This is a genomic window from Mesorhizobium sp. L103C131B0 (genome assembly GCF_000502275.1).
Taxonomy (GTDB): domain Bacteria; phylum Pseudomonadota; class Alphaproteobacteria; order Rhizobiales; family Rhizobiaceae; genus Mesorhizobium.
This window is the reverse complement of the sequence record NZ_AYXC01000014.1, coordinates 1-22,152: the sequence shown is the minus strand read 5'-3', so window position 1 is coordinate 22,152 and position 22,152 is coordinate 1. Positions and strand designations below refer to the sequence as shown.

General features: G+C 64.3%; 23 protein-coding genes. 13 read left to right on the top strand and 10 right to left on the bottom strand.

Going from position 1 to position 22,152, the window contains the following annotated elements:
• Positions 1-189: 189 nt before the first annotated feature.
• The 6 genes from radA to X730_RS144240 all read left to right on the top strand — a co-directional run bounded on the left by radA (position 190) and on the right by X730_RS144240 (position 5,747).
• Positions 190-1,593, top strand: coding sequence for a DNA repair protein RadA (gene radA, locus X730_RS144215; protein WP_023672716.1), 1,404 nt, complete (start codon positions 190-192; stop codon positions 1,591-1,593).
• Between the two features lie 48 nt (positions 1,594-1,641).
• Positions 1,642-2,307, top strand: a complete 666-nt coding sequence (locus X730_RS144220) for a CvpA family protein (protein WP_023672715.1) — start codon at positions 1,642-1,644, stop codon at positions 2,305-2,307.
• Between the two features lie 108 nt (positions 2,308-2,415).
• Entirely contained in the window at positions 2,416-3,897 is a 1,482-nt protein-coding gene (purF, locus tag X730_RS144225) for an amidophosphoribosyltransferase (protein ID WP_023672714.1), read from the top strand.
• A 30-nt stretch (positions 3,898-3,927) separates the two neighbouring features.
• Positions 3,928-4,683, top strand: coding sequence for an SDR family NAD(P)-dependent oxidoreductase (locus X730_RS144230; protein WP_023672713.1), 756 nt, complete (start codon positions 3,928-3,930; stop codon positions 4,681-4,683).
• Between the two features lie 77 nt (positions 4,684-4,760).
• Positions 4,761-5,390, top strand: a complete 630-nt coding sequence (locus tag X730_RS144235; protein WP_023672712.1) for a hypothetical protein — start codon at positions 4,761-4,763, stop codon at positions 5,388-5,390.
• A 135-nt stretch (positions 5,391-5,525) separates the two neighbouring features.
• Positions 5,526-5,747, top strand: a complete 222-nt coding sequence (locus tag X730_RS144240; protein WP_023689120.1) for a hypothetical protein — start codon at positions 5,526-5,528, stop codon at positions 5,745-5,747.
• Positions 5,748-5,900: 153 nt separating this feature from the next.
• Here the strand turns inward: X730_RS144240 and X730_RS144245 are convergent, their stop codons facing one another.
• Positions 5,901-6,407: an OsmC family protein gene (locus X730_RS144245; protein WP_023672710.1), complete on the bottom strand. Its 507-nt coding sequence runs from the start codon at positions 6,405-6,407 to the stop codon at positions 5,901-5,903.
• 289 nt (positions 6,408-6,696) lie between these two features.
• Between X730_RS144245 and X730_RS144250 the strand changes: the two genes are divergently transcribed.
• The 3 genes from X730_RS144250 to X730_RS144260 all read left to right on the top strand — a co-directional run bounded on the left by X730_RS144250 (position 6,697) and on the right by X730_RS144260 (position 10,199).
• Positions 6,697-8,202, top strand: a complete 1,506-nt coding sequence (locus tag X730_RS144250) for an alpha/beta hydrolase (protein WP_023826919.1) — start codon at positions 6,697-6,699, stop codon at positions 8,200-8,202.
• Between the two features lie 148 nt (positions 8,203-8,350).
• The gene (locus X730_RS144255; RefSeq protein ID WP_023826918.1) at positions 8,351-9,238 is read left to right on the top strand and encodes a DMT family transporter; all 888 of its coding nucleotides are present in this window, start codon (positions 8,351-8,353) and stop codon (positions 9,236-9,238) included.
• Positions 9,239-9,290: 52 nt separating this feature from the next.
• A complete protein-coding gene (locus X730_RS144260) occupies positions 9,291-10,199 on the top strand; it encodes a DMT family transporter (RefSeq protein WP_023685676.1) in 909 nt (302 codons plus the stop codon).
• Between the two features lie 134 nt (positions 10,200-10,333).
• Here the strand turns inward: X730_RS144260 and X730_RS144265 are convergent, their stop codons facing one another.
• Positions 10,334-11,197, bottom strand: coding sequence for a LysR substrate-binding domain-containing protein (locus X730_RS144265; protein WP_023695604.1), 864 nt, complete (start codon positions 11,195-11,197; stop codon positions 10,334-10,336).
• A gap of 112 nt (positions 11,198-11,309) precedes the next feature.
• Between X730_RS144265 and X730_RS144270 the strand changes: the two genes are divergently transcribed.
• Complete coding sequence (locus X730_RS144270; protein WP_023693979.1) at positions 11,310-11,720, top strand: 4-oxalocrotonate tautomerase family protein; 411 nt, start codon at positions 11,310-11,312, stop codon at positions 11,718-11,720.
• Between the two features lie 3 nt (positions 11,721-11,723).
• Here X730_RS144270 and X730_RS144275 read toward each other — a convergent pair whose 3' ends face one another.
• Together X730_RS144275 and X730_RS144280 are read right to left on the bottom strand one after the other, a co-directional pair.
• Entirely contained in the window at positions 11,724-12,230 is a 507-nt protein-coding gene (locus X730_RS144275) for an RES domain-containing protein (RefSeq protein ID WP_023689127.1), read from the bottom strand.
• Positions 12,227-12,715 (bottom strand): antitoxin Xre/MbcA/ParS toxin-binding domain-containing protein, encoded by a 489-nt coding sequence (locus X730_RS144280; RefSeq protein WP_023695606.1) that lies wholly within the window; start codon positions 12,713-12,715, stop codon positions 12,227-12,229. The genes X730_RS144275 and X730_RS144280 overlap by 4 nt, the downstream gene beginning before the upstream one ends.
• Before the next feature lie 199 nt (positions 12,716-12,914).
• Between X730_RS144280 and X730_RS144285 the strand changes: the two genes are divergently transcribed.
• The gene (locus X730_RS144285) at positions 12,915-15,137 is read left to right on the top strand and encodes an AMP-binding protein (protein WP_023826917.1); all 2,223 of its coding nucleotides are present in this window, start codon (positions 12,915-12,917) and stop codon (positions 15,135-15,137) included.
• A 160-nt stretch (positions 15,138-15,297) separates the two neighbouring features.
• Here the strand turns inward: X730_RS144285 and pssA are convergent, their stop codons facing one another.
• Both pssA and X730_RS144295 read right to left on the bottom strand, forming a co-directional pair.
• Positions 15,298-16,113, bottom strand: coding sequence for a CDP-diacylglycerol--serine O-phosphatidyltransferase (gene pssA / locus X730_RS144290; RefSeq protein WP_023672701.1), 816 nt, complete (start codon positions 16,111-16,113; stop codon positions 15,298-15,300).
• Positions 16,114-16,116: 3 nt separating this feature from the next.
• Positions 16,117-16,899, bottom strand: coding sequence for a phosphatidylserine decarboxylase (locus X730_RS144295; protein WP_280799849.1), 783 nt, complete (start codon positions 16,897-16,899; stop codon positions 16,117-16,119).
• A 170-nt stretch (positions 16,900-17,069) separates the two neighbouring features.
• On the opposite strand from X730_RS144295, the gene X730_RS1000000165410 reads away from it, so the two are divergent.
• Together X730_RS1000000165410 and X730_RS144300 are read left to right on the top strand one after the other, a co-directional pair.
• Entirely contained in the window at positions 17,070-17,759 is a 690-nt protein-coding gene (locus X730_RS1000000165410; RefSeq protein ID WP_050588142.1) for a lysozyme inhibitor LprI family protein, read from the top strand.
• Between the two features lie 97 nt (positions 17,760-17,856).
• The gene (locus tag X730_RS144300; protein WP_031197140.1) at positions 17,857-18,729 is read left to right on the top strand and encodes an SMP-30/gluconolactonase/LRE family protein; all 873 of its coding nucleotides are present in this window, start codon (positions 17,857-17,859) and stop codon (positions 18,727-18,729) included.
• Here the strand turns inward: X730_RS144300 and X730_RS144305 are convergent.
• The 4 genes from X730_RS144305 to X730_RS0134140 form a co-directional block, all read right to left on the bottom strand.
• Entirely contained in the window at positions 18,708-19,043 is a 336-nt protein-coding gene (locus X730_RS144305) for an antibiotic biosynthesis monooxygenase (RefSeq protein WP_023685667.1), read from the bottom strand. The two genes, X730_RS144300 and X730_RS144305, sit on opposite strands and share 22 nt — an antisense overlap.
• Positions 19,044-19,328: 285 nt before the next feature.
• Entirely contained in the window at positions 19,329-21,209 is a 1,881-nt protein-coding gene (locus X730_RS144310; RefSeq protein WP_023826914.1) for an ABC transporter ATP-binding protein/permease, read from the bottom strand.
• Positions 21,210-21,233: 24 nt separating this feature from the next.
• Complete coding sequence (locus X730_RS144315; RefSeq protein WP_023826913.1) at positions 21,234-21,569, bottom strand: metalloregulator ArsR/SmtB family transcription factor; 336 nt, start codon at positions 21,567-21,569, stop codon at positions 21,234-21,236.
• Between the two features lie 241 nt (positions 21,570-21,810).
• Positions 21,811-22,152: LysM peptidoglycan-binding domain-containing protein (locus tag X730_RS0134140; protein ID WP_031197139.1), on the bottom strand; the 342-nt coding region annotated here is incomplete at its 5' end.

The following is a 22,152-nucleotide window of genomic DNA, read 5'->3' as shown; positions in this document are numbered from 1 at the left end:
TGCCGGACATCTCCCCCTCAAGGGGGGAGATTGGATGTCATGTCGGCTTTCGCCAATTATCAACGTGGCACGGTGGGCGCCGAGACCAAAGCTGCTGATCTCCCCCCTTGAGGGGGAGATGGCCGGCAGGCCAGAGGGGGGTGGTGCCCCACCAGCCTTTCTAGCAACGCTCGAAGCAGGCCGCGCCTGATGGCTAAATCGCGCGTCCAGTTCATCTGCCAGAATTGCGGCTCGGTGCATCAGCGCTGGGCCGGTAAATGCGATGCTTGCGGCGAGTGGAACACGCTGGTCGAGGAAGGCACCTCGGGCGGCATCGGCTCGGGACCGGCCAACACGCGCAATGCGCGCAAGGGCCGCGCCGTGGTGCTGACCAGCCTGTCCGGTGACATCGAGGATGCGCCGCGGATCATCTCCGGCATTGGCGAACTCGACCGCGCCACCGGCGGCGGTTTCGTGCGCGGCTCGGCGCTGCTGGTCGGCGGCGATCCCGGCATCGGCAAGTCGACGCTGCTTACCCAGGCCGCAGCAGCATTGGCGTCAAAAGGCCACCGCATCGTCTATGTCTCGGGCGAGGAGGCGGTCGCACAGATCCGGCTGCGGGCGCAGCGGCTTGGCGTCGCCGACACGCCGGTCGAACTTGCCGCCGAGACCAATGTCGAGGATATCCTGGCAACAATAGCCGACGGCAGAAGGCCGGACCTCGTCATCCTCGATTCCATCCAGACGCTGTGGACCGACATGGCCGACTCGGCGCCCGGCACCGTCACCCAGGTGCGCGCCTCCGCGCAAGCGATGATCCGCTACGCCAAATCCACCGGTGCTGCCATCGTGCTGGTCGGCCATGTCACCAAGGAAGGCCAGATCGCCGGTCCGCGCGTCGTCGAGCACATGGTCGACGCCGTTCTCTATTTCGAAGGCGAAGGCGGCCATCACTACCGCATCCTGCGCACGGTGAAGAACCGTTTTGGGCCGACCGACGAGATCGGCGTCTTCGAGATGTCGGACAAGGGCTTGCGCGAGGTCGCCAATCCGTCGGAGCTGTTCCTCGGCGAACGCCACGCAAAATCGCCGGGTGCCGCGGTATTTGCCGGCATGGAAGGGACACGTCCGGTGCTGGTCGAGATCCAGGCGCTGGTGGCGCCGTCCACATTGGGCACGCCGCGCCGTGCCGTCGTCGGCTGGGACGGCGCACGGCTGTCGATGATCCTTGCCGTACTCGAAGCCCATTGCGGCGTGCGCTTCGGCACCCACGATGTCTACCTCAACGTCGCCGGCGGCTACCGGATTTCCGAGCCGGCGGCCGATCTGGCGGTTGCCGCTGCACTGGTTTCGTCGCTCACCGGTCTTGCCCTTCCCGCCGATTGCGTCTATTTCGGCGAAATCAGCCTGTCGGGCGCAGTGAGGCCGGTTGCGCATGCGCAGCAGCGCCTTAAAGAGGCCGAAAAGCTGGGTTTTGGAAGTGCGGTTCTGCCCTTGGGCAGCGAGGAGGTTGTCGGGGGGATCGGGGCCGGCGCTTTCCAGCCGACCGAACTTGCCGATCTCGTCGCACGCATAGCCGGCTCACGGCGCAGCCGTGTCGACGTGGAAGATTGACGCGGCTCGCCCGAGCCGTGAAAAGACAATCTGAGTGGGGCGAAAGACATGCCGATTACGCTGCTGGACGGAATTCTCGTCGGCTTCACCCTGGTCTCGGCGATGCTCGCCATGGTTCGCGGCCTGTCACGCGAAATCCTGTCCGTCGTGTCCTGGGCGGCTGCCGCCGCGGCGGCATTCTTCTTCTACAAGCCGGTGCTGCCTTACGTTCAGCCCTATGTCGAAAGCGACAAGATCGCCATGGCGGCATCCGCCGGCATCGTCTTCCTCATCGCGCTGATCGTCGTTTCCGTCATCACCATGAAGCTTGCCGACTGGATCATCGATTCCAGGATCGGCGCGCTCGACCGTACGCTGGGCTTCCTCTATGGCGCCGCGCGCGGCGTCCTCGTAGTCGCCGTGGCGCTACTGTTCTTCAACTGGCTGGCCGGCGCCAAGGCCCCTGCCTGGATCGCCAACGCCAAGTCGAAGCCGCTGCTCGAGACCATCGGCGCCAAGCTGGAAAGCCTGCTGCCCGAAGATCCGGAAAACGCCATCCTGAAGAAGCTCAATCCGAATCAGCCGGCAGCCGAGACGCCTCCGGCGGCCGATGCACCGGCGGCGGATGCTCCGGCAACCGGTGACGATACGCCGGCGCCCGACGACGAGACCGACGCTCCGGCCGATAACGCACCCGCGCCCGCTGCTCCGGCTCCGGCCGCGCCGGCAAACTGATACGGACGGATGGTGCCGGACAGGCGCCATCCCGGCAGTTCCGGCCTGACTACGTTGCTTTCGCGGCGCTATCGCACTATATGGCCATTTTAGCGGAGCTTGAGCCCCATGGCAGTTTCGAAGGCAGACGCGGACGACGTGCTTTCCGCCGAAGCAGACGATCATTTCCACGACGAATGCGGGGTGTTCGGCATTTTCGGCCGGCAGGACGCTGCGGCCATCGTAACGCTAGGCCTGCATGCGCTGCAGCATCGCGGCCAGGAAGCGGCCGGCATCGTCTCCTATGACGGCACGCAGTTCCATGTCGAACGCCATGTCGGCCTGATCGGCGACACCTTCACCAAGCAGCACGTCATCGACAGCCTGCAAGGCAACCGTGCCATCGGCCACACGCGCTATGCCACGACCGGCGGCGCCGGCATGCGCAACATCCAGCCCTTCTTCGCCGAACTCGCCGATGGCGGCTTTGCCGTCGCCCATAACGGCAATCTCACCAACGCCATGACCGTGCAGCGCGCGCTGCAGAAGCAGGGCGCGATCTTCTCGTCGACCTCCGACACCGAGACGCTGCTGCATCTCGTTGCCACCAGTAAGGAACGCGATTTGAATTCGCGCTTCATCGACGCCGTGCGTCAGGTCGAAGGCGCTTTCTCGCTGGTCGCGATGACCTCCAAGAAGATGATCGGCTGCCGCGATCCGCTCGGCATCCGCCCGCTGGTGCTCGGCGACCTGGACGGCGCCTGGATCCTGGCCTCCGAAACCTGCGCGCTCGACATTATCGGCGCCCGCTTCGTGCGCGACCTGAAGCCCGGCGAAATGGTCGTGGTGACCTCGAAGGGCATCGAGAGCCTGTTCCCCTTCGAGCCGCAGAAGACCCGCTTCTGCATCTTCGAATATGTCTATTTCGCCCGCCCGGACTCCTCGGTCGAAGGCCGCAATGTCTACGAAGTGCGCAAGCGTATCGGCGCCGAATTGGCGCAGGAAAGCCCGGTCGAGGCCGATATCGTCGTGCCGGTGCCGGATTCCGGCACGCCGGCGGCAATCGGCTTCTCCCAGGCGGCAGGCATCCCCTTCGAACTCGGTATCATCCGCAACCACTATGTCGGCCGAACCTTCATCCAGCCCGGCGATTCGATCCGCCATATGGGCGTCAAGCTCAAGCACAACGCCAACCGCCGGATGATCGAGGGCAAGCGCGTGGTGTTGGTCGACGATTCGATCGTGCGCGGCACCACCAGCCAGAAAATCGTGCAGATGGTGCGCGACGCCGGCGCCAAGGAAGTGCATATGCGCATCGCCTCGCCGCCGACCAGCGCGTCGTGCTTCTACGGCGTCGACACGCCGGAGAAGTCGAAGCTTTTGGCATCGCGCATGTCGATCGAGGAAATGGCCGAGTTCATCCGTGTCGATTCGCTCGGCTTCCTCACCATTGACGGGCTCTACCGCGCCGTCGGCGAAGCCAGCCGCGACAATGAGCAGCCGCAATTCTGCGACGCCTGTTTCACCGGCCAGTACCCGACCCGCCTGCTCGACTTCGAAGGTCACGACAATGTGCGCACGCTGTCGCTGCTGGCGAACAACGGGGCGTAAAGCCCAACTGCTATCCTTGAAAGCGCTCGCATGACCCTCGACCTCTCCGGCCGCGTCGCGGTCGTTACCGGCGCCTCGCGCGGCATCGGCTACTTCATCGCCAAGGAACTTGCCGCCGCTGGCGCCCATGTCATTGCGGTAGCCCGGACCGTCGGCGGGCTGGAAGAACTCGACGACCAGATCAAGGCCGAGCGCGCGAAAACCGGCAAGGGCGAAGCGACGTTGGTGCCTCTCGACCTCTCAGACATGGCCGGCATCGACCGGCTGGGCGGCGCCATTCACGAGCGCTGGGGCAAGCTCGACATTCTGGTGGCCAATGCCGGTGTGCTCGGCGTCATCTCGCCGATCGGCCATGTCGAGGCCAAAACCTTCGAGAAGGTTATGACCATCAATGTCACCTCGACCTGGCGGCTGATCCGCTCGGTCGACCCGCTGCTCAGGCTGTCCGACGCCGGCCGCGCCATTCTCATGTCGTCCGGGGCCGCGCATTCGGCGCGCGCCTTCTGGGCGCCCTATGCGGCGTCGAAGGCGGCTGTGGAAGCCATGACGCGTTCCTGGGCGCATGAGACGCAGAGCCTGCCGCTCCGCATCAATGCGGTCGACCCCGGCGCCACCCGCACCGCCATGCGTGCGCAGGCCGCGCCCGGCGAGGATCCGGAAACGCTGCCGCACCCGTCAGAGGTGGCAAAACGCATCGTGCCGCTGGCGAGCCCCGAGATGAAAGAGACGGGGCTGATCTTCCAGGTCAAGAACAACCGCTTCGTCGCCTACCGGCAGCCGGAATAAACCGGGTTGTAGCGGGATTAAACAGGCCTCCAGTTACGTTTCTTCGAATGTAGGACATTCGAAACAGGAGGACCGACATGCGTAGACTTCTTCTCGTTGCCGCCGCCGCGATTGCCGCCACAGCCGGCGTGGCGCTGGCGCAAGACGCAAAGATGAGTTTCTTCGTCACCAGCGTCGGTTCCGGCAAAGGCGCCGATCTCGGCGGTCTCAAGGGTGCCGACGCGCATTGCGCCTCGCTGGCGGAAGCGGCTGGGGTTACCGGCAAGGAATGGCACGCCTATCTCTCGAGCGCCAATGTCGATGCGCGCGACCGTATCGGCAAGGGTCCCTGGGTCAACGCCAAGGGCGAGAAGATTGCCGATGACGTCGCCTCGCTGCACAGCGACGCCAACGCCATCAACAAGCAGACGGCGCTGACCGAGAAGGGCCAAGTGGTCAATGGCCGCGGCGACAAGCCGAACCGGCACGACATATTGACCGGCTCGAAGCCTGACGGCACCAAGCTCGCCGACCAGACCTGCGGCGACTGGACCTTGAGCGGCGCGGAGGGCGCGGCGATGATGGGCCATCACGACCGCACCGGCCTTGATGAGTCGGCGGCGGCGAAATCCTGGAACTCCTCGCATGCCTCGCGCGGCGGCTGCAGCCAGGAGGCGCTGAAAGGCACCGGCGGCGACGGCCTGTTCTACTGCTTTGCGACGAACTGAGAGACGTCTGGGAGCGGTTCGTTCACGGGTCTGTGATGATCCGGCAGGTCCCTCCCCCCTCGCCCTGCTTTCGCCATCAGCCGGGAGTTGCTAGGGTCGACCCGACTCCGACACTCAGCAAAGCGAGGAATTCCCATGGCTGCTCCCAGCGTAGCATTGGTCTGGTACCTGGTGATCGCCGGCCCGCAAGGCGGCATGGTGGTGCTGCCCAGCACCTTCGACACCCGCGAACAGTGCACAAACGCGATTACCGAATATCAGAAGCAGCCGACGCCGGCCGGCTGGGCGGTCAACTGCGTGCCGAGCGCCTCGCCGTTTACCGATGAGGGCGACGCGGAAGAGCCTGCTGCGCAGTAGCGCAATCTCCCCCCTCGAGGGGGAGATGGCCGGCAGGCCAGAGGGGGTCGCCTCGCGTAGAGTGCCAACCTCCTTCCGCACAAAGGGCGTCGCGTCCAGTCGGCCCGACCCCCTCTGTCGCCTTCGGCGACATCTCCCCCTCAAGGGGGGAGATCAGGCGCGCGCACTCACCGTCAGCTCCGGCTTGCTGTTGATGGTCTGGAAGACCACGCAATAGCGTTCGGTCAGCTTGATGAGCGAATCGATGCGCGCCTGCGGCTCATCCGTGTCGAGGTTGAAATTCAGCCGGATGGCGCGAAAGCCCACGGGGGCGTCCTTGGCCACGCCCAGCGTGCCGCGAAAGTCGAGATCGCCTTCGGCCTCGACGGTGGCTGCGCCAAGCCTGAATTCCAGCGCCGTCGCCACTGCCTTCAGCGTCACGCCGGCGCACGCCACCAGCGCCTCCAAAAGCATATCGCCCGAACACAATTCGAGCCCGGAACCGCCGGTCGCCGGATGCAGGCCGGCGACCGCCAGCGCCCTGCCCGTCTCGACCTTGCAGGCAATCGACTGGTCGTCGATGGAGCCTTTGGCGCGAAGCGTGATCAGCGCTCGCGAGGAATCGTCGCGATAAGCCTCCTTGATCGGTGCCTGCATGGCCTTGAGTGCGGTGGCGTCCATGTTGCATTCCTTTTCGAGTCCGTCGCGCTTTGATAGCACTGATATGCCGGCGAGACAGCGCCCCCCTCTGGCCCGGCCACCTCCCCACAGGGGGGAGATCTGCAGCTTCGCCGATGGCGCTTTCTACGCCGGCGATCAGCGAAGGCGGTCGCGACATCCAATCTCCACCCCTGTGGGGGGAGATGTCCGGCAGGACAGAGGGGGCTGAAGGAATGCTACCTCACGAAGAGTTACTTTGACTTCGACCGCCCCGGCCATACCTAAGCAGAGTCATTCCCGCGGAGACATCATGCCGTTCAAGCTGAAACTGATCTCGCTTACCCTGTTGGTGCTTGCAGCCTTCGCGCAGCCAGTCCTCGCCGAAACGCCCGAGCGCCCCGCACCGGCAGGCGGCGTGCTGTCGCTGCTGCCGGCACCGCAGACGACCAGCCATTCAATCACCATTGCCGGGCGCAAGCTGGACTATCAGGCAAAGGCCGGCACGCTGTCGCTGCTATCCGGCAAGGGCGAGGTCACCGCGGAAATCTTCTATGTCGCCTACACGCTGCCGCCACTGGCGGGCGCGGAGAAGGCTCGCCCCATCACCTTCGTCTTCAATGGCGGCCCGGGCGCGGCATCCGCCTATCTGCATCTCGGCGCACTCGGCCCGCGTGTCGTCGCGACCGGCGCCGATGGCCAATTCCTGCCGCCGCCGCAAAAGCTGATCGACAATCCCGACAGCTGGCTCGACATGACCGACCTCGTCTTCGTCGATCCGGTCGGCACCGGCTACAGCCGCGAGGCCCCCGGCCAGGACACGAAAGATTTTTGGGGCGTCAGCCAGGACGCCAGTTCGATCGGCGCTTTCATCCGGCTCTATCTCGCCCAGAACGGCCGCACCGGATCGCCGCTCTTCCTTGCCGGCGAAAGCTATGGCGGGTTCCGCGCGGCACTTCTCGCCAGGACCCTGCAGGAAGATGTCGGCCTGAGCCCCAACGGCATCGTGCTGATCTCGCCTGCACTGGAGTTCACGCTGGTGCTGCCCGACGAATTCCAGCCACTGCATTGGGCGCTGGAACTGCCCTCGCTGGCGGCGGTGCGCCTGCGCAGCGAAGGCCTCAGCGGCGAGGCGCTGCGCGAAAAGCTCGCCGAGGTCGAACACTATGCTATGGGTGACTACCTCACCGCTCTGGCCGGCGGGCTGGAACAGGGTGGGCGGCTGGCCAGCCAGCGCGTGGCCGAGATCACCGGCCTGCCGCTCGACCTCGTGCAACGCAATTTCGCCCGCATCCCGACCGCCCTGTTCGCGCGCGAATTCCAGCGCCCCAGTGGAAAAGTGCTCAGCCCGTATGACGGCACCATCGCCACCAGCGACATCGCCCCGGAGAGCGCCCGCAGCGCCGGCCCAGATCCGGTGCTCGACCGCAGCGTGCCGGCGCTGACCTCGGCCTTTGTCGGTTATGCGCGCGACGAGCTGAATTTTCGCACCGATGTCAGCTACAGGTTGCTCAATGGCGATGTGACCCACGCCTGGGACTATGGCGGCTCGCGGCAAGGCTATGCCGGGGTGATGGACGATCTGCAGCGGGCGCGCTCGCTCAACCCGGGGCTCGGCGTGGTGATCGTCAACGGCGACACCGATCTGGTCACTCCCTATCTGGCCTCACGCTATCTGGTGAGCCAAATCCCGACGCTCGGCGGGGCAAAACCTATCCGTCTCGACGTCATCGAGGGCGGCCACATGATGTATCTCAGGCCGGGCGGCCGGCGCGCCCTGAAGGAGGCCGCTTCGGAGCTCTACCAGGCAACACAGTGAACGGCGTGCCCACGCTGTCGGCCAGGCTGCGCCAACGCAAGCTTGCCACTGGCGTAGCGCCCCGCAGGCTTTCGCCCGTATAGCCTGCAATGGGAGCCTGTTGGGGCAGGCTTCTTCTTCGTCCTCTTGACAGCGCCGGACACGCCGCATGGCCGATATTGCCATTCTGGAAACCCGCGAAAGGGTGCTTGCCGGCATCCTGTTCACCGGCTGCGCCTATTTCCTGTTTTCGACGCAGGACGCCGCGATCAAGCTTCTGGTCGTCGGCATCAGCGTCTGGCAGATCATGTTCTTCCGCTCGATCGCTGTGCTTATCGGCTGTGCTGCAATCGGCGGACCGCCCATCTTTGCCGACACAATGCGCTCGCCCATCGTGCGGCCGATGCTGGTGCGCAGCGCCTTCACGCTCGGCGCCTGGCTCTGCTACTACAACGCGGCCCGCTCCCTGCAGCTGGCCGAACTCACCACCATCTATTACGCCGCCCCGATCATCGTCACCGTGCTGTCGGTGGTGATGCTTGGCGAAAAGGTGCCGCTGTTGCGCTGGCTGGCGGTGTTCATCGGCTTCGTCGGCGTCTTCATCGCCTGTGATCCCACTCGTCTCGGCTTGTCCGTGCCGATGCTCTTGGTACTGGCTGCGGCAGTGCTGTGGGGCATTGCCGTGGTGCTGTTGCGCAAGACGGCGCTGGCCGAGCGCACGCTGATCCAGCTTGTGCTCAACAATTTCTACTTCCTGGTGTTTTCCGCGGTGCCGGCGCTGTTTGTCTGGCAGATGCCGGACTGGCGCCAGTTGCTGCTTTTGATCAGCGTCGGCGCGCTCGGCGGCGTGGCGCAATTTATGCTGTTCGAAGGCATGAAGCGGGCGCCGGTGTCGATCGTGGCGCCGTTCGAATACACCTCATTGGTCTGGGCCTTCGGGCTCGGCTTTGCGATCTGGGGCGACGTGCCGCGTCGCGAGGTGTTTCTGGGGGCGGCGTTGATCGTCGGCGCCGGCCTGCTGATCATCGGCAACGAGCATTTCCGCAAGCGGCTATGAGTACCCCCGTACTGACAGCATGGTGGCAGGAGAAGACGGATAGGCTGCTGAGATGACGGAAGCGCTCGACGGCCCAGGCACCACAGATACCGCTGCCGAGCGTACGCTCGGCATTATGCTGGTGGCGGCCTCGGCGGCTTTCTTCGCCCTCACCGGCGTGCTGACCAAATCGATCCACGCCGACCCGCTGACCATCACCTGCTGGCGCGGCTTTGTCGGCGCGATCCTGATCACCTTCTATGTGCTGTGGCGCCGGCGCCGCTCCGGCGGGCCGGAAAGCTTGCGGCTTGGCTGGCGCGGCTGGCTGCTGGCCCTCGAGGGCGCCGCGGCCAGCATCGCCTTCATCTCGGCGTTCAAATTCACCTATGTCGCCAATGTCGCGGTCATCTACGCCACCGCGCCTTTCATCACCGCGCTGCTCGCCTTCGTGCTGGTGCGCGAGCCGTTCCGGGCGCAGACGCTTGCCGCCGCCGCCGTTTCGCTGTGCGGCGTAGCGATCATGGTCGGCTCCGGCTTCGGCAGCGGTCATCTGTTTGGCGATGGGCTCGCGCTGCTGATGACCGCCGGCAGTGCGCTCTACATGATCATGGTGCGCGCCTTCCGCGACACGCCGGTGGTGTGGGCGGGCGCAGTCTCGGCGCTTCTGCTGTTCGTGCTCGGCTGGTTCGTCACCGACCCCCTGGCGATTTCTGCTCGCGACGCCGTGCTGCTCGTCGCCTTCGGAGGATCGTTCGCAGCGGCGTCGATCCTGTGGACGGAAGGCTCGCGGCTGATCCCGGCGCCTGAGTCCGGCCTTCTCGGTGCCGCCGAAGTGCCGTTTGCGATCCTGTTCGCCTTCCTGTTCCTCGGCGAGATCGCGCCGGCCGCCAGCCTGATCGGCGGCGCCATAGTACTCTGCGCGGTTTTCGCCCATGCGGGGCGCGACTGGCTGGCTGCGAGAAAAAGTGCGGCAACCCAATAATTATTTTCCAAGTCATGGAACCATCATGCGGATCAGGCAGTTTTATGTGCGACGGGTCACCCCCCAAGTCCCCCCAAACCCCTCGACCCGTCCTCCTCAAAGCCGACCGTAAAGGTCGGCTTTTTCTTTGGACATCAGCCGGCAAAGCCGGGCAAGGCGAGGTTGTCGCTGAGCAGGATGGCAAGATCGCGTGCCGGCCGCTCAGCGCCCTGGCCGAGTTTTATCGCGAATTGCGCTGTCGGCACCGGCGGCAGGGCGAATTCGCGCGGTGCTTCGGCAATGCCTGAATGGGCAAAGCGGGCGGTGCGCAAGGTCAGCGCGATGCCGGCATTGACCGCCGTGCGCAAGCCGGCAAGGCTGGCGCTGCCGGCGGCAATGCGGTAGCGGCGGCCGGCAGCATCGAGGGCCGCGAGTGCTGCTTCGCGAAAGCCGCAATAGGGGTCGAGCAGCGCCAGCGGCAATTCCTCTTCCCGCACGGCAAGCCCTTTTTGCGAGCACAGCCACAGCATCGGCTCACTGAACAGCCCGACTTCGTCATTGGCCGGCGTCTTGGGCATGACAATGGCCAGATCGAGCTGCCCGGCCTGCAGCGCCTCGCCAAGCTCGGCCGAACGGCCAACGCGGAGTTCGACCCTGACGCGCGGATGGCTGGTCGCGAAGGCGCGCAGCAGCTCCGGCAGGCCGCTATCGGCGAAATCCTGTGTCGTGCCGATGGCGACGCGACCAGCGGCACGCGCGCCCTTGAGCGCCAGCCAGGCCTCGCTGTGCACGGCAAGAATGCGGCGGGCATGACCGACAAGATCCTCGCCGGCCGGCGTCAGCCCGCGCCCGCGCCCCTGCGCCACCAGCAGCGGTTCGCCGACGATCTCCTCCAGACGCTGCATCTGCGCGGTCACCGCCGAGGGCGAGCGGCCGACAGCAGACGCAGCCTGAGCCAGCGAGCCGCCATCGACAAAGGCAAGGAAGGTTTTGAGCAGATCGGGATCGAGCGCCTGCATAATTCGATAATACAGAACCTTTTGTTCGAAACAATTCGATTTTTTTGATTCCAAGATGATGGCATTGTCTCTCCAACGGCAAACAGACGCCGCTCAAACGAAGGAGAGAAAAATGCCCATCATCAACATCAGCGTCACCGGTAAGCCCGACGCCAAGCTGTCCGCCACAATCGCCAAGGAAATCACCGGCCTGACCGCAACCCATCTGCGCAAGGACCCGACGATCACCGCCGTCGCTGTCACCTATATCGACCCGCAGCACTGGTTCGCCGGCGGCAAGTCGCTGGCAGAGCATGGCGCCAATACTTTCTGGCTCGACATCAAGGTGGTCGACGGCACCAACACCAAGCTGGAGCTGGAAGCCTATCTGAAGGCGATCTTTGAGGCCTTCGGTAAGTTGCTCGGTGGCGTGCACGAGGAGAGCTATGCCTTCGTGCACGAGGTTCCGGCCGCAGCTTATGGCTATGGCGGCAAGAGCCAGGAGTTCCGGTTCATCAGTGGGCGGCTGAAGGCCACGGCCTGATTGCTACCCAGCGGGAGGATGAAGCCTTGTATCAAGCGCGAAATCCTCCCGGAGATGCAAGCTATAAAGGCCTGCCGCCCGGTTGGGATCGAACACCAGGTTCCAGCTGTGCTGGGATACCGCGCTGGGGATCAGAAAGAACGGATGCTTTGCCAGCAGACCATCGCCGAACTGCTGCTGTCCCGCGCCCGGGATGCCGGGACGCAGCCAGTTCGCGTTCGGAATATCGTCGGTTTGGACCACATAAATCTCTGATGGATCGACGATGTCGAATGCCGTCAGCACGTGAGGGACAGTATCCAGCGTGCGAAACCCCTTGTGGACCGCCACCTCCAAGATGGCGGTCGATGGGTCGATGGACGCATATACGGCTCTGATCCCTTTGCTGTTCCACCTTCCCCCAAGCTTGAAGGCTCCTTCGCCACTGTCCCAGCTCGCCTTGAAGCGTCTGTGATCAAGCCTCCAGCCCAACAACTGCCCTGTTCCGAGGGAGCCCGGCAAAGGCGTCACGCGTAGATACCATAGTCGAGCCGCTCAAGAAACTCCTGCACAAGCGCAGTGCCCGCCGCCGTGGCCAGCAGATCGATCGGCCGGCGATTGTCCAAACCCATGGCAGACTCGATCATCCATTTTTCCGCGTCTTCCTGAGTCCCGAGCACGGACGTGGCCTTTGTCAGGAGCTTGGCGAAGTTCCAGGTTCTGGAACCTTGCTCCCGACTGAGGGTCTTGGAGTGATCCGATTTGTGCCGCTGAAATGTCCGCTCGCTCATGCCGAATGCGGTCTCAAACGCATCGGCGGGATCAATGACCATCAGATGCCTGACGAGGCTTTCGAGCGCCTGGCCCGGAATTCCATGCAGGATCATTTCATGTGCCTCAAGAGGACTGGCTACCGAGAATCCAAGAACCTTCCGTCCACCAAACAGGTCGACCATTCGTTCGAACTCCGGCTCCATATGTGGTGCCTCGGCAAAACCCAGCGGGGAACTGGCCATATTACCTCTCCGTCACGTGTCGCTTTATTTACGACACGTGTCGCAACATTTCAAGGCCTGCGTTTGGGTCATTGCCTGGTGAGGTCAGGTGGAACACCGCTCCCTCGCACCCGCGCATTGACCTTGCTCCCCATTGCGCTACCCTCTGCTCTCGAAGCGGACGAAGAGCCGCATACCGGACCGTTGGGAGAGACGCGGCATGATCCTGACACTGGCGCTGCTTGCAGGCCTCGTGCTGGCCTGGCTGCTGATTGGCGCGATCGAGACGTTTCGTCTCGACCTGCGCTTTACCCAGGCGCTACTCTATGTGCCGTTCAAGCTCGCCTACCGGATCGATGACCGGCGCATCCGCATTGCCCGCAACGCGCCGACGCCGGTGATCTATGTGGTCTCGCACCAGTCACGCTTCGAGCCGGCGCTGATGCTGTCGCTGCTGCCCGACGACACGCTGCACATTCTCGACGAGGCCTCGGCGCGCTCGCCCTGGATGGAGCCTTGGCGCGAGCTTGGCCGCACCATCGCCTTCAACGCCGAGCATCTCTTCGTCAGCCGGCGGCTGGTCAGGGTGCTGAAGGGTAAAGGCCGGCTTGCCGTCTATCTGCCCGATGACGTCGAGCCCGATGTGAAGACGTTTCGCCTGTTCCGCGCCGTCACCCGCATCGCCATGCAGGCCGACGCCCGCATCGTGCCGATCTTCGTCACCGGCGCGCGCGACCTGCCGGTTTCCTTGACGCCAAAGAACCGGGCGCCGCGCCACTGGTTCCCAAAACTCTCGATCAGCGTGCTGGAACCAATGACGATTGCCGAACTGGTGGCGCGCAACCCCGACCAGGCTTCCAACACAAATGCGTTGTTCGACCGCATCGCCGAGGCGCGGCTTTATGGCAGCAACCTCGATCGCGGCCTGTTCCTGGCCATGCGCGATGCCGCGGATCGCACCGGCGCCTCGCACCCGATCATCGAGGATGTGATCAGCGGCTCGCTCAGCTATCGAAAAATGTTCATCGGCGCGCGCGTGCTCGGCCGCCGTTTCGAGGCGGTGGCGGCGCCCGGCGAAGCGGTCGGGGTTTTGCTGCCCAACGCCAATGGCGTGGTGCTGTCCTTCGTCGGCCTGCTCTCGGCCGGCCGGGTAGCGGCGATGATCAACTACACGGCAGGGCCGGCCAGCGTAACCGCCGCGGTGCGCACGGCAGTCATCCGAACAGTGGTTTCCTCGCGCGCGTTCGTCGAGAAGGCGGCGCTTGCCGACATCATCGCCGCGGTCGAGGCCGGCGGCGCCAAGATGCTGTGGCTGGAGGATGTGCGCGCAAGCGTCACCACACTGGAAAGGCTCGCAGCAGCGGTGCTCTGGCGGTTCCCGCTGCAGCGGCAGGCTGCGGCCAAGCCCGCCGCAATCCTGTTCACCTCAGGCTCGGAAGGCACGCCCAAGGCCGTGGTGCTGTCGCATCGCAATCTCCACGCCAACGCCATGCAGGCTGAGGCGCGCATTACCATTTCGCCCTCCGACATCCTGCTCAACGTACTGCCGGTTTTTCACTCTTTCGGCCTGACCGGCGGCACCATCCTGCCGCTGGTGACCGGGGTGAAACTGTTCCTCTACCCGTCACCGCTGCACTACAAGATCATCCCGGAGATCGCCCGCAAGGTGAAGCCGACCATCATGTTCGGCACCGACACTTTCCTTGCCAACTATGCCCGCACCGCCAAGGATGGCGATTTCTCCACCCTGCGCTTCGTCGTCGCCGGCGCGGAAGCGGTGAAGCCGGAGACGCGGCGCGTTTATCGTGAGCGCTTCGATGCCTCGATCATCGAGGGGTTCGGGCTGACGGAGGCCGCTCCGGTCGTCGCCGTCAACACCGCCATCCATGGTCGCGACGGCACGGTCGGACGGTTGTTGCCGGCGATGCGCATGAAGCTCGAACCGGTCCAGGGTATCGAGGGTGCCGGCCGCCTGTGGCTCGACGGGCCGAATTTGATGATGGGCTACATGACCGCTGACCGGCCCGGCGAATTGCAGCCGCTGGACGGCTGGCACGACACCGGCGACATCGTCTCGGTAGACCGCGAAGGCTTCATCACCATTCGCGGCCGGGCAAAACGCTTCGCCAAGATCGCTGGCGAGATGGTGTCTTTGGGTGCCGTCGAGATGCTGGTGCAGTCGCTGTGGCCGGAAGAGCGCCACGCCGCGGTGGCGGTGCCGGACAAGAGGCGCGGCGAGCGCATCGTGCTGGTCACCACCGCCGACGACGCCGATCCGGAAGAACTGCGCGCCTTCGGCAAGAAAGCAGGGGCGGCCGAGCTGATGGTGCCCAACGACATCGTCAAGGTCGAGGAGATCCCGGTGCTGGGTTCCGGCAAGACGGATTATGTCTCGACGCGGAACCTGGCGATCGAGAAGCTGGGGCTGGGCCTGGCGGCTTAGCGTATCTTCCTCCTCGAGGGGGAGATCGCCGGCAGGCCAGAGGGGGTCGCCTCGCGTGAAGCGCCGACGTCCTCTTCGCTCAAACGAGGTCGCGTCCGGGGCGTACCGACCCCCTCTGTCGCTTTCGGCGACATCTCCCCCTCAAGGGGGGAGATAACAACTACCCAATATCCGACGGCGGCACTTTTTCGCCCTCGCGCTTGGCGCGCTTCGAATACGCCCGCACGCTGAAAGGCAGGAAGATGAGATAGCCTGCGACAGAGGCGGTCAGCGTGTACCAGGGATAGGTCATCAACAGCAGGACGTATAGAACGACCGCCAGGATGATCGGCAGCACCTTGTCGCCCGGCACTTTCAGGCTTTTGCCGGAATAGACCGGCAGCCGGCTGACCAGCAGGAAAGCGACCAGCACAGTGAAGCCGGTGGCGACGAATGCCGTCAGGCGGTCCGGCTCGAGACCGAGCCGCAGGAAGGACAGATAGAGCGGCAGCATAACCAGCACGGCGCCGGCCGGCGCCGGCACGCCGACGAAGTATTCGCTCTGCCAGATCGGCCGGTCATGGTCTTCGTCGAGCACGTTGAAGCGCGCCAGCCGCAGGCCACAGGCGATGGTGAACAGAAGAGCTGCGATCCAGCCGAAGGAGCCGGCGCGGTCGAGCAGGAAGGCGTAGAGCACCAGTGCCGGCGCGACGCCGAAATTGACGATGTCGGCCAGCGAATCCATCTGCGCGCCGAATTTGGATGTCGCCTTCAACATGCGCGCCAGGCGCCCGTCTATGCCGTCCAGGAAGGCGGCGAGCAGCACCATCACCACGGCCGGCTCGAAACGGCCCTCGAAGCCGAAGCGGATGCCGGACAGGCCGGCGCAGATGGCAAGCACGGTGACCAGATTGGGCAGCACCATGCGCATCGGAATTTCGCGGATGCGCGGGCCGCCGCTGCCATGGGCCTCGAACTTTTTGAACGGCGCGCCCACCGCTTACGAAATCCTGACGAGCGGGGTTGCGGCGACGCCGCCGAATTCGGCGAGCACGGTTTCGCCGCCGACCGCCGTCTGGCCGACGGCGACGCGCGGCACCGCGGTCGAAGGCAGGAAGACATCGACGCGCGAGCCGAAGCGGATCAAGCCGAAGCGTTCGCCGACGGCAATGGAGCCGCCGGTCTCGGCCCAGCAGACGATGCGGCGCGCCACCAGGCCGGCAATCTGCACGGCGACAACGATGCCGTTGGGACTGTCTATGACCAGCCCGTTGCGCTCGTTCTCCGAGCTTGCCTTGTCGAGTTCGGCATTCAGGAACTTGCCCGGCCGGTGCTCGATTTTGGTGATGCGGCCGCGCACGGGAGCACGGTTCACATGGCAGGAGAAGACATTCATGAACACCGAGATGCGGGTCATTTCGGTGTTGCCGAGGCCGAGCTCGCGCGGTGGCACGGCCGGGCCGACCGCCGAGATGACGCCGTCGGCGGGACTGACCACCAGCCTGTCATCGACCGGGGTGACACGCTCGGGGTCACGGAAGAAATAGACGCACCAGGCGGTCAGGATCAGGCCGATCCAGAACAGCACCGAGGAGAAATAGCCGAGGAACAGCGTGCCCGCACCAAAGGCGGCAATGAACGGATAGCCCTCGCGATGGATCGGAACGAAGGCATTCTTGATCGAGTCGACGAGGCTCATTGGCTGGAGCTCATGGGCTGGGGGCGGTCCCTGTTTCAGGTCCGGCCTCAATACCGGAAAGGCTCCGCGGCCGCAACGCAACATTGGGCAAGGCCGCATCGGCCGCAGCCGGCAGGAACGGTCACGTGCTTGCCTGCCGGCGGCTTTGCCGCCAGAGTTCATACCGCCGCTGGCTCAGTGCGCGGCGAAAAGGCCGACCGCCCATGATGCCAAACACAGGCAAAGCGTACCTTGTTGCCATACGACTGGCAGCCATGGGTGCCGTTTTGACCGTATTCCTGGCAGCGAGCGACCACGCAGCGGCGCAAGGCAAGCCATCCTTCGATTGCGCCAAGGCCGCCAGCGTGGCGGAAAAGGCCATATGCGCCGATCCGACCCTGGCGCAGGCCGATGCCGAGGTCGCGAAGAATTATGCCGCGCTGCTGAAGAGGCTCGATGCTCATGCCGGCAAGGCGCTGCGGGACGACCAAAGCGATTTCATCGCCTATCGCGATCAGATCGCCGGTTTCAACGAAAGTTCGCCCAAGAACCAACAGGCTTTCGATCTCGGCGAATTCCTGCGCGACCGCGCAACCTTCCTGTCCGGCATACGCAAGCCGGCTGATGGCGGCTTGATCGGCACATGGAGCAGCGTGCGCGGCAGCGTCGACATCAAGGCTGTTGGCGGAGGCAAGGTCGAGATCTCGGAAGAGGTCGTTTCCAATCCAGTCTCGGGAAGTGGGTCATGCGAGATCGACGGCACGGTCGAGGAGCGCAATACGCTTCGACTTGAGGACACCGACGACAACGACAACCCAACCGGTTTTGTCTTTACCTTCCGACGCGACGGCGATGCGCTTGTCGTCGAGCAGAGCGGCGCCGGCAAGGATGGCAGATCGGATCCCCTGTCATGCGGTGCCAACGGCCATGCCGATGGCACGTTCTTCCTGAGCGAAAAACAGTAAACCTGCTGTCGGCAAAACCACCCCTCACCCGTCCTTGGTGAGACGGCGATCATGGTTCCTTGCCATGATTGCGCACCCAACAAGGAGTTACCCCAAAATGCTGAACCAGACGCGTCTCGTTGCCGCCGGCCTCGCGTTCGGGGAGTCGCCGCGCTGGCATGACGGACGGCTGTGGCTCTGCAATTGGGGCACCGGCGAGATCGTCGCCGTCGATGCAGACGGCGACAGCGAGATCCTGCTCAAGATACCAGCCACCCTGCCCTATTCCATCGACTGGCTGCCGGACGGGCGGCTGCTGGTCATCTCGGGTCGGGATGGCTTGTTGCTGCGGCAGGAGGCGGATGGAACGCTGGCCACCCATTCCGATCTTCGGTCGCTGTCAAACAGCCCGTGGAACGAGATCGTCGTCGACGGGCGCGGCAACATCTATGTCAATGGCGGCGGGTCGGCGCCTGCACCGGGCGAGCATTTCGGGCCCGGCACCATCGTGCTGATCACGCCGGACGGCTCGGTTCGACAAGTGGCCGAGAACATCGCTTTCGCCAACGGCATGGCGGTGACGCCGGACAACAGGACACTGATCGTGGCGGAGTCGCATGCCAACCGGCTGACCGCCTTCGATATCGCGGAGGATGGCGGGCTTTCCAACCGCCGGGTCTGGGCCGATCTCGATGGCTTTCCCGACGGCGTCTGCCTCGATGCCGAAGGAACTGCCTGGTATGCGGATGTTCCCAACAAACGCTGTGTGCGGGTGCGCGAAGGTGGCGAGGTGTTGCAGACAGTCGATGCCGATCGCGGCTGCTTTGCCTGCATGCTGGGCGGGCCGGATGGCACGACACTGTTCATCGTCGCCGCCGAATGGCGTGGTTTCGAGAACATGATCAGCGATGCCCGCACCGGCCAGGTGCTGAGCGTCGAGGCGCCAGCACCTGGCACGGGCTGGCCCTCCTACATCTCAGGCAGACGCTGATAGTTGGCGATATCGGCCTTCACACCCAGCCGGGCAATGGTCTCCTGCGGGTTGAAGCCCGCCCGCTCGTGGGCCGCCTTGACGATCGGCACGACATTGTCGACGGCCGCCTGGTTTTCCCATTCGACAATGGTGACCAGGTTGAACTCACCCGGACCCGAAAATTGCTCGAGCACGAAATCCTGGACGAAGCCTTGCTGCAGGCGCAGCAGTTCATGCGTTGCCCTGACCTTGCGAAGGATTTCTTCACGGGCCTCGGCAGGAACGACGAATTTGTCGACCCTGAACACGGCTGCCTCGGCAAGTTTATCCATTTGAATCTGTCTCCGTTCTTGAACGACTTGGGTTCGGTGGCTCAGGAACGGGTTTGCGATCTCAACTTAGGTTGAGGTCAAGGGGAAATTTTCGGTGGTGATGATGGCAACGACGCTGCATATCACCCCCCTTGAGGGGGAGATGGCCGGCAGGCCAGAGGGGGTCGGTTCGACTGGATGCGCCCCCCTTGCGACCGATGAAGGTTAGCGCTCCACGCGCTGCGACCCCCTCTGTCGCCTTCGGCGACATCTCCCCCTCAAGGGGGGAGATCGGCGCTCCGCCGCCTAGCTCACCTCCGAAGTCCGCCTGCGCACAACCACACCCAGCTCATCGCTCTCGCGTGCAACTCGAAGCCTCTCTTCGGCTTCTGTCGCTTCGCGCTGGCGGTCCCACATCGACGCGTAGAGGCCATGCTTTTGCATCAGCTCGGCATGGGTGCCGCGCTCGGCGATCTCGCCGTCCTTGAGCACGATGATCTCGTCGGCGGTGATCACCGTCGACAACCTATGCGCAATGACGATGGTGGTGCGGCCCTTGCTGACCAGGTCGAGGGCGGCCTGGATTTCCTGTTCGGTGTGGCTGTCCAGCGCCGAGGTCGCCTCGTCGAGCATCAGGATCGGCGGCGCCTTCAAAATCGTGCGGGCAATCGCCACGCGCTGCTTTTCGCCGCCCGACAGCTTTAGCCCGCGCTCACCGACCATCGAGCGATAACCTTCCGGCAGCCGTTCGATAAACGGGCCGATCTGGGCAAGCTCGGCGGCTTTCTGCATATCCTCTTCGCTGGCACCGATGCGACCGTAACGGATGTTGTAGGCGATGGTGTCGTTGAACAGCACGGTGTCCTGCGGCACCATGCCGATGGCGCCGCGCAGGCTCGCCTGCGTCACATCACGGACATCCTGGCCGTCGATCAGCACCTGACCGCCCTGGACGTCGTAGAAGCGGAACAAGAGCCGCGAAATCGTCGACTTGCCGGCGCCGGACGGACCGACAATGGCCACCGTCTTGCCGGCCGGAACCTCGAAGGAGACGCCCTTCAGAATCTTGCGGCTGGGGTCGTAGGCGAAGTGCACGTCGCGGAACTCGACCTTGCCGGCTGTAACAGCCAGTGGCTTGGCATCCGGCTTGTCGGTGATTTCCTGCGGCACATCGAGCAGGTCGAACATTTGCTCGATGTCGGTCAGCCCCTGGCGGATTTCGCGGTAGATGAAGCCGATGAAATTGAGCGGCACCGCAAGCTGCATCAGCATGGCGTTGATGAAGACGAAATCGCCGACCGTCTGCGTGCCGGCCTGCACCTCCAGCGCCGACATGCACATGACGATGACGGTGCCGAGACCGAAGATGATGCCCTGGCCGAAATTCAGCCAACCGAGCGAGGTCCATATTCTGGTCGCCGCCATTTCATAGCGCGCCATCGAACGGTCGAAGCGCTCAGCCTCCATACCCTCGTTGTTGAAGTATTTGACGGTCTCGTAGTTGAGCAGCGAGTCGATCGCCTTGGTGTTGGCGTCGGTGTCGCTGTCGTTCATGTCGCGGCGGATCGAAATGCGCCAGTCGCTGGCGCGAACCGTGAACCAGACGTAGAGCCACACCGTGGCCGCCACCACGACCACATATTTCCAGCCATAGGTGTAGGCGAAGATGCCGGTGGTCAGCGCGAATTCGAGGATGGTCGGCGCCGTGTTCAGCATGATGAAGCGCACGATCGTCTCGATGCCCTTGGTGCCGCGCTCTATGATGCGCGACAGGCCGCCGGTGCGGCGCTCGAGGTGAAAGCGCAGCGACAGCTGGTGCATGTGAACGAAGGTGCGGAACGCGAGCTGGCGCACCGCATATTGGCCAACGCGGGCAAACAGCGCGTCGCGCAGCTGGTTGAAGCCAAGCTGCACCAGCCGCACGACATTGTAGGCGACGACCAGCATCACTGGCGCCAGCAGGAAAGATGGCAGCGGCGGCGGCGATTTGGCGTCGCCGGCCAGGGCATCCGTCGCCCATTTGAAGAAATAGGGCCCGGCAACCAGCGTCAGCTTGGCAACGACCAGAAGCAGCGTCGCCCAGGTGACGCGTGCCCTGAGATCGGGGCGGTCGGCCGGCCACATATAGGGCCACAGATTGCGCAAGGTGCCGAAGGTCGAGCTATCGGAAACGGTTTTTTCTGCCACTTGTCTTGCCTTTGGGGTGAGAGGTCAGCGGCCGGAGCAGCAGGAGTTGACGAGTGCGGTCAGCGATGCGGAAACGTCGGCGAGCGCGGCGCGGTCGACTTCGTAGCGCGAGCGCTGACGGTCGGATTGGAAGCGGACCAGCCCGGCTTCGACCAGGATCTTCAGATGCTGGGACACGGTGGACTGCGCCAGATCGAGATGATCGACCACCTCGCGGCAGCAGCAGGAATTGCTGGCCGAGAGATGTCTAAGGATCTCGATGCGCGCCGGGTGCGAGAGTGCGGCGAAGCGAGCGGCAACGGCGCGGCTTTGGGGCGGTGCGCAGTTTGCGTGGTCTGGTTCAGTGAGCGAGTCTGCCATCGTTCATCGGCGATAGACGATGAACGGGTGCGTGGCAAGCTAACCCGATGGGTAGAGCGACCTAATCTCCCCCCTCGAGGGGGAGATGTCGCCGAAGGCGACAGAGGGGGTCGGTACGTCCTGACGCAACGTCGTTTGCAGCAAAGAGAAGGTCGGCGTTCTATGCGCGGCGACCCTCTCTGGCCTGCCGGCCATCTCCCCCTCAAGGGAGGAGATCAAGCGCTCGGCCGCTACTGCGTCTTCACCGGCGCCGTGTCACCTGCTCGCCCATCGCCTTGAGGTCGGCGGCTTCGCCTTCCTTGGACTTTTCCGGAACCTTGAACACCTGCCCCGGCCAGATGCGGTCGGGATCGCTGATCTGGTCCTGGTTGGCGAGATAAATGGTCGAGAAGCGCACACCGTGACCGTAGACGCGCCGTGAGATCCGCCACAGCGTGTCGTGCCTGCGGATGATGACCGCGCCGTCTGCATGTTCGAGCTTTGGCGCCACCGTCTCGGGCACGTCGGGCGTTGCCGCCGCGACGACGGCTGGAGCCTCAGCGGCGGGCGCTGCCGGTGCCGCAGGTGCCCCGGCAACCGCCGG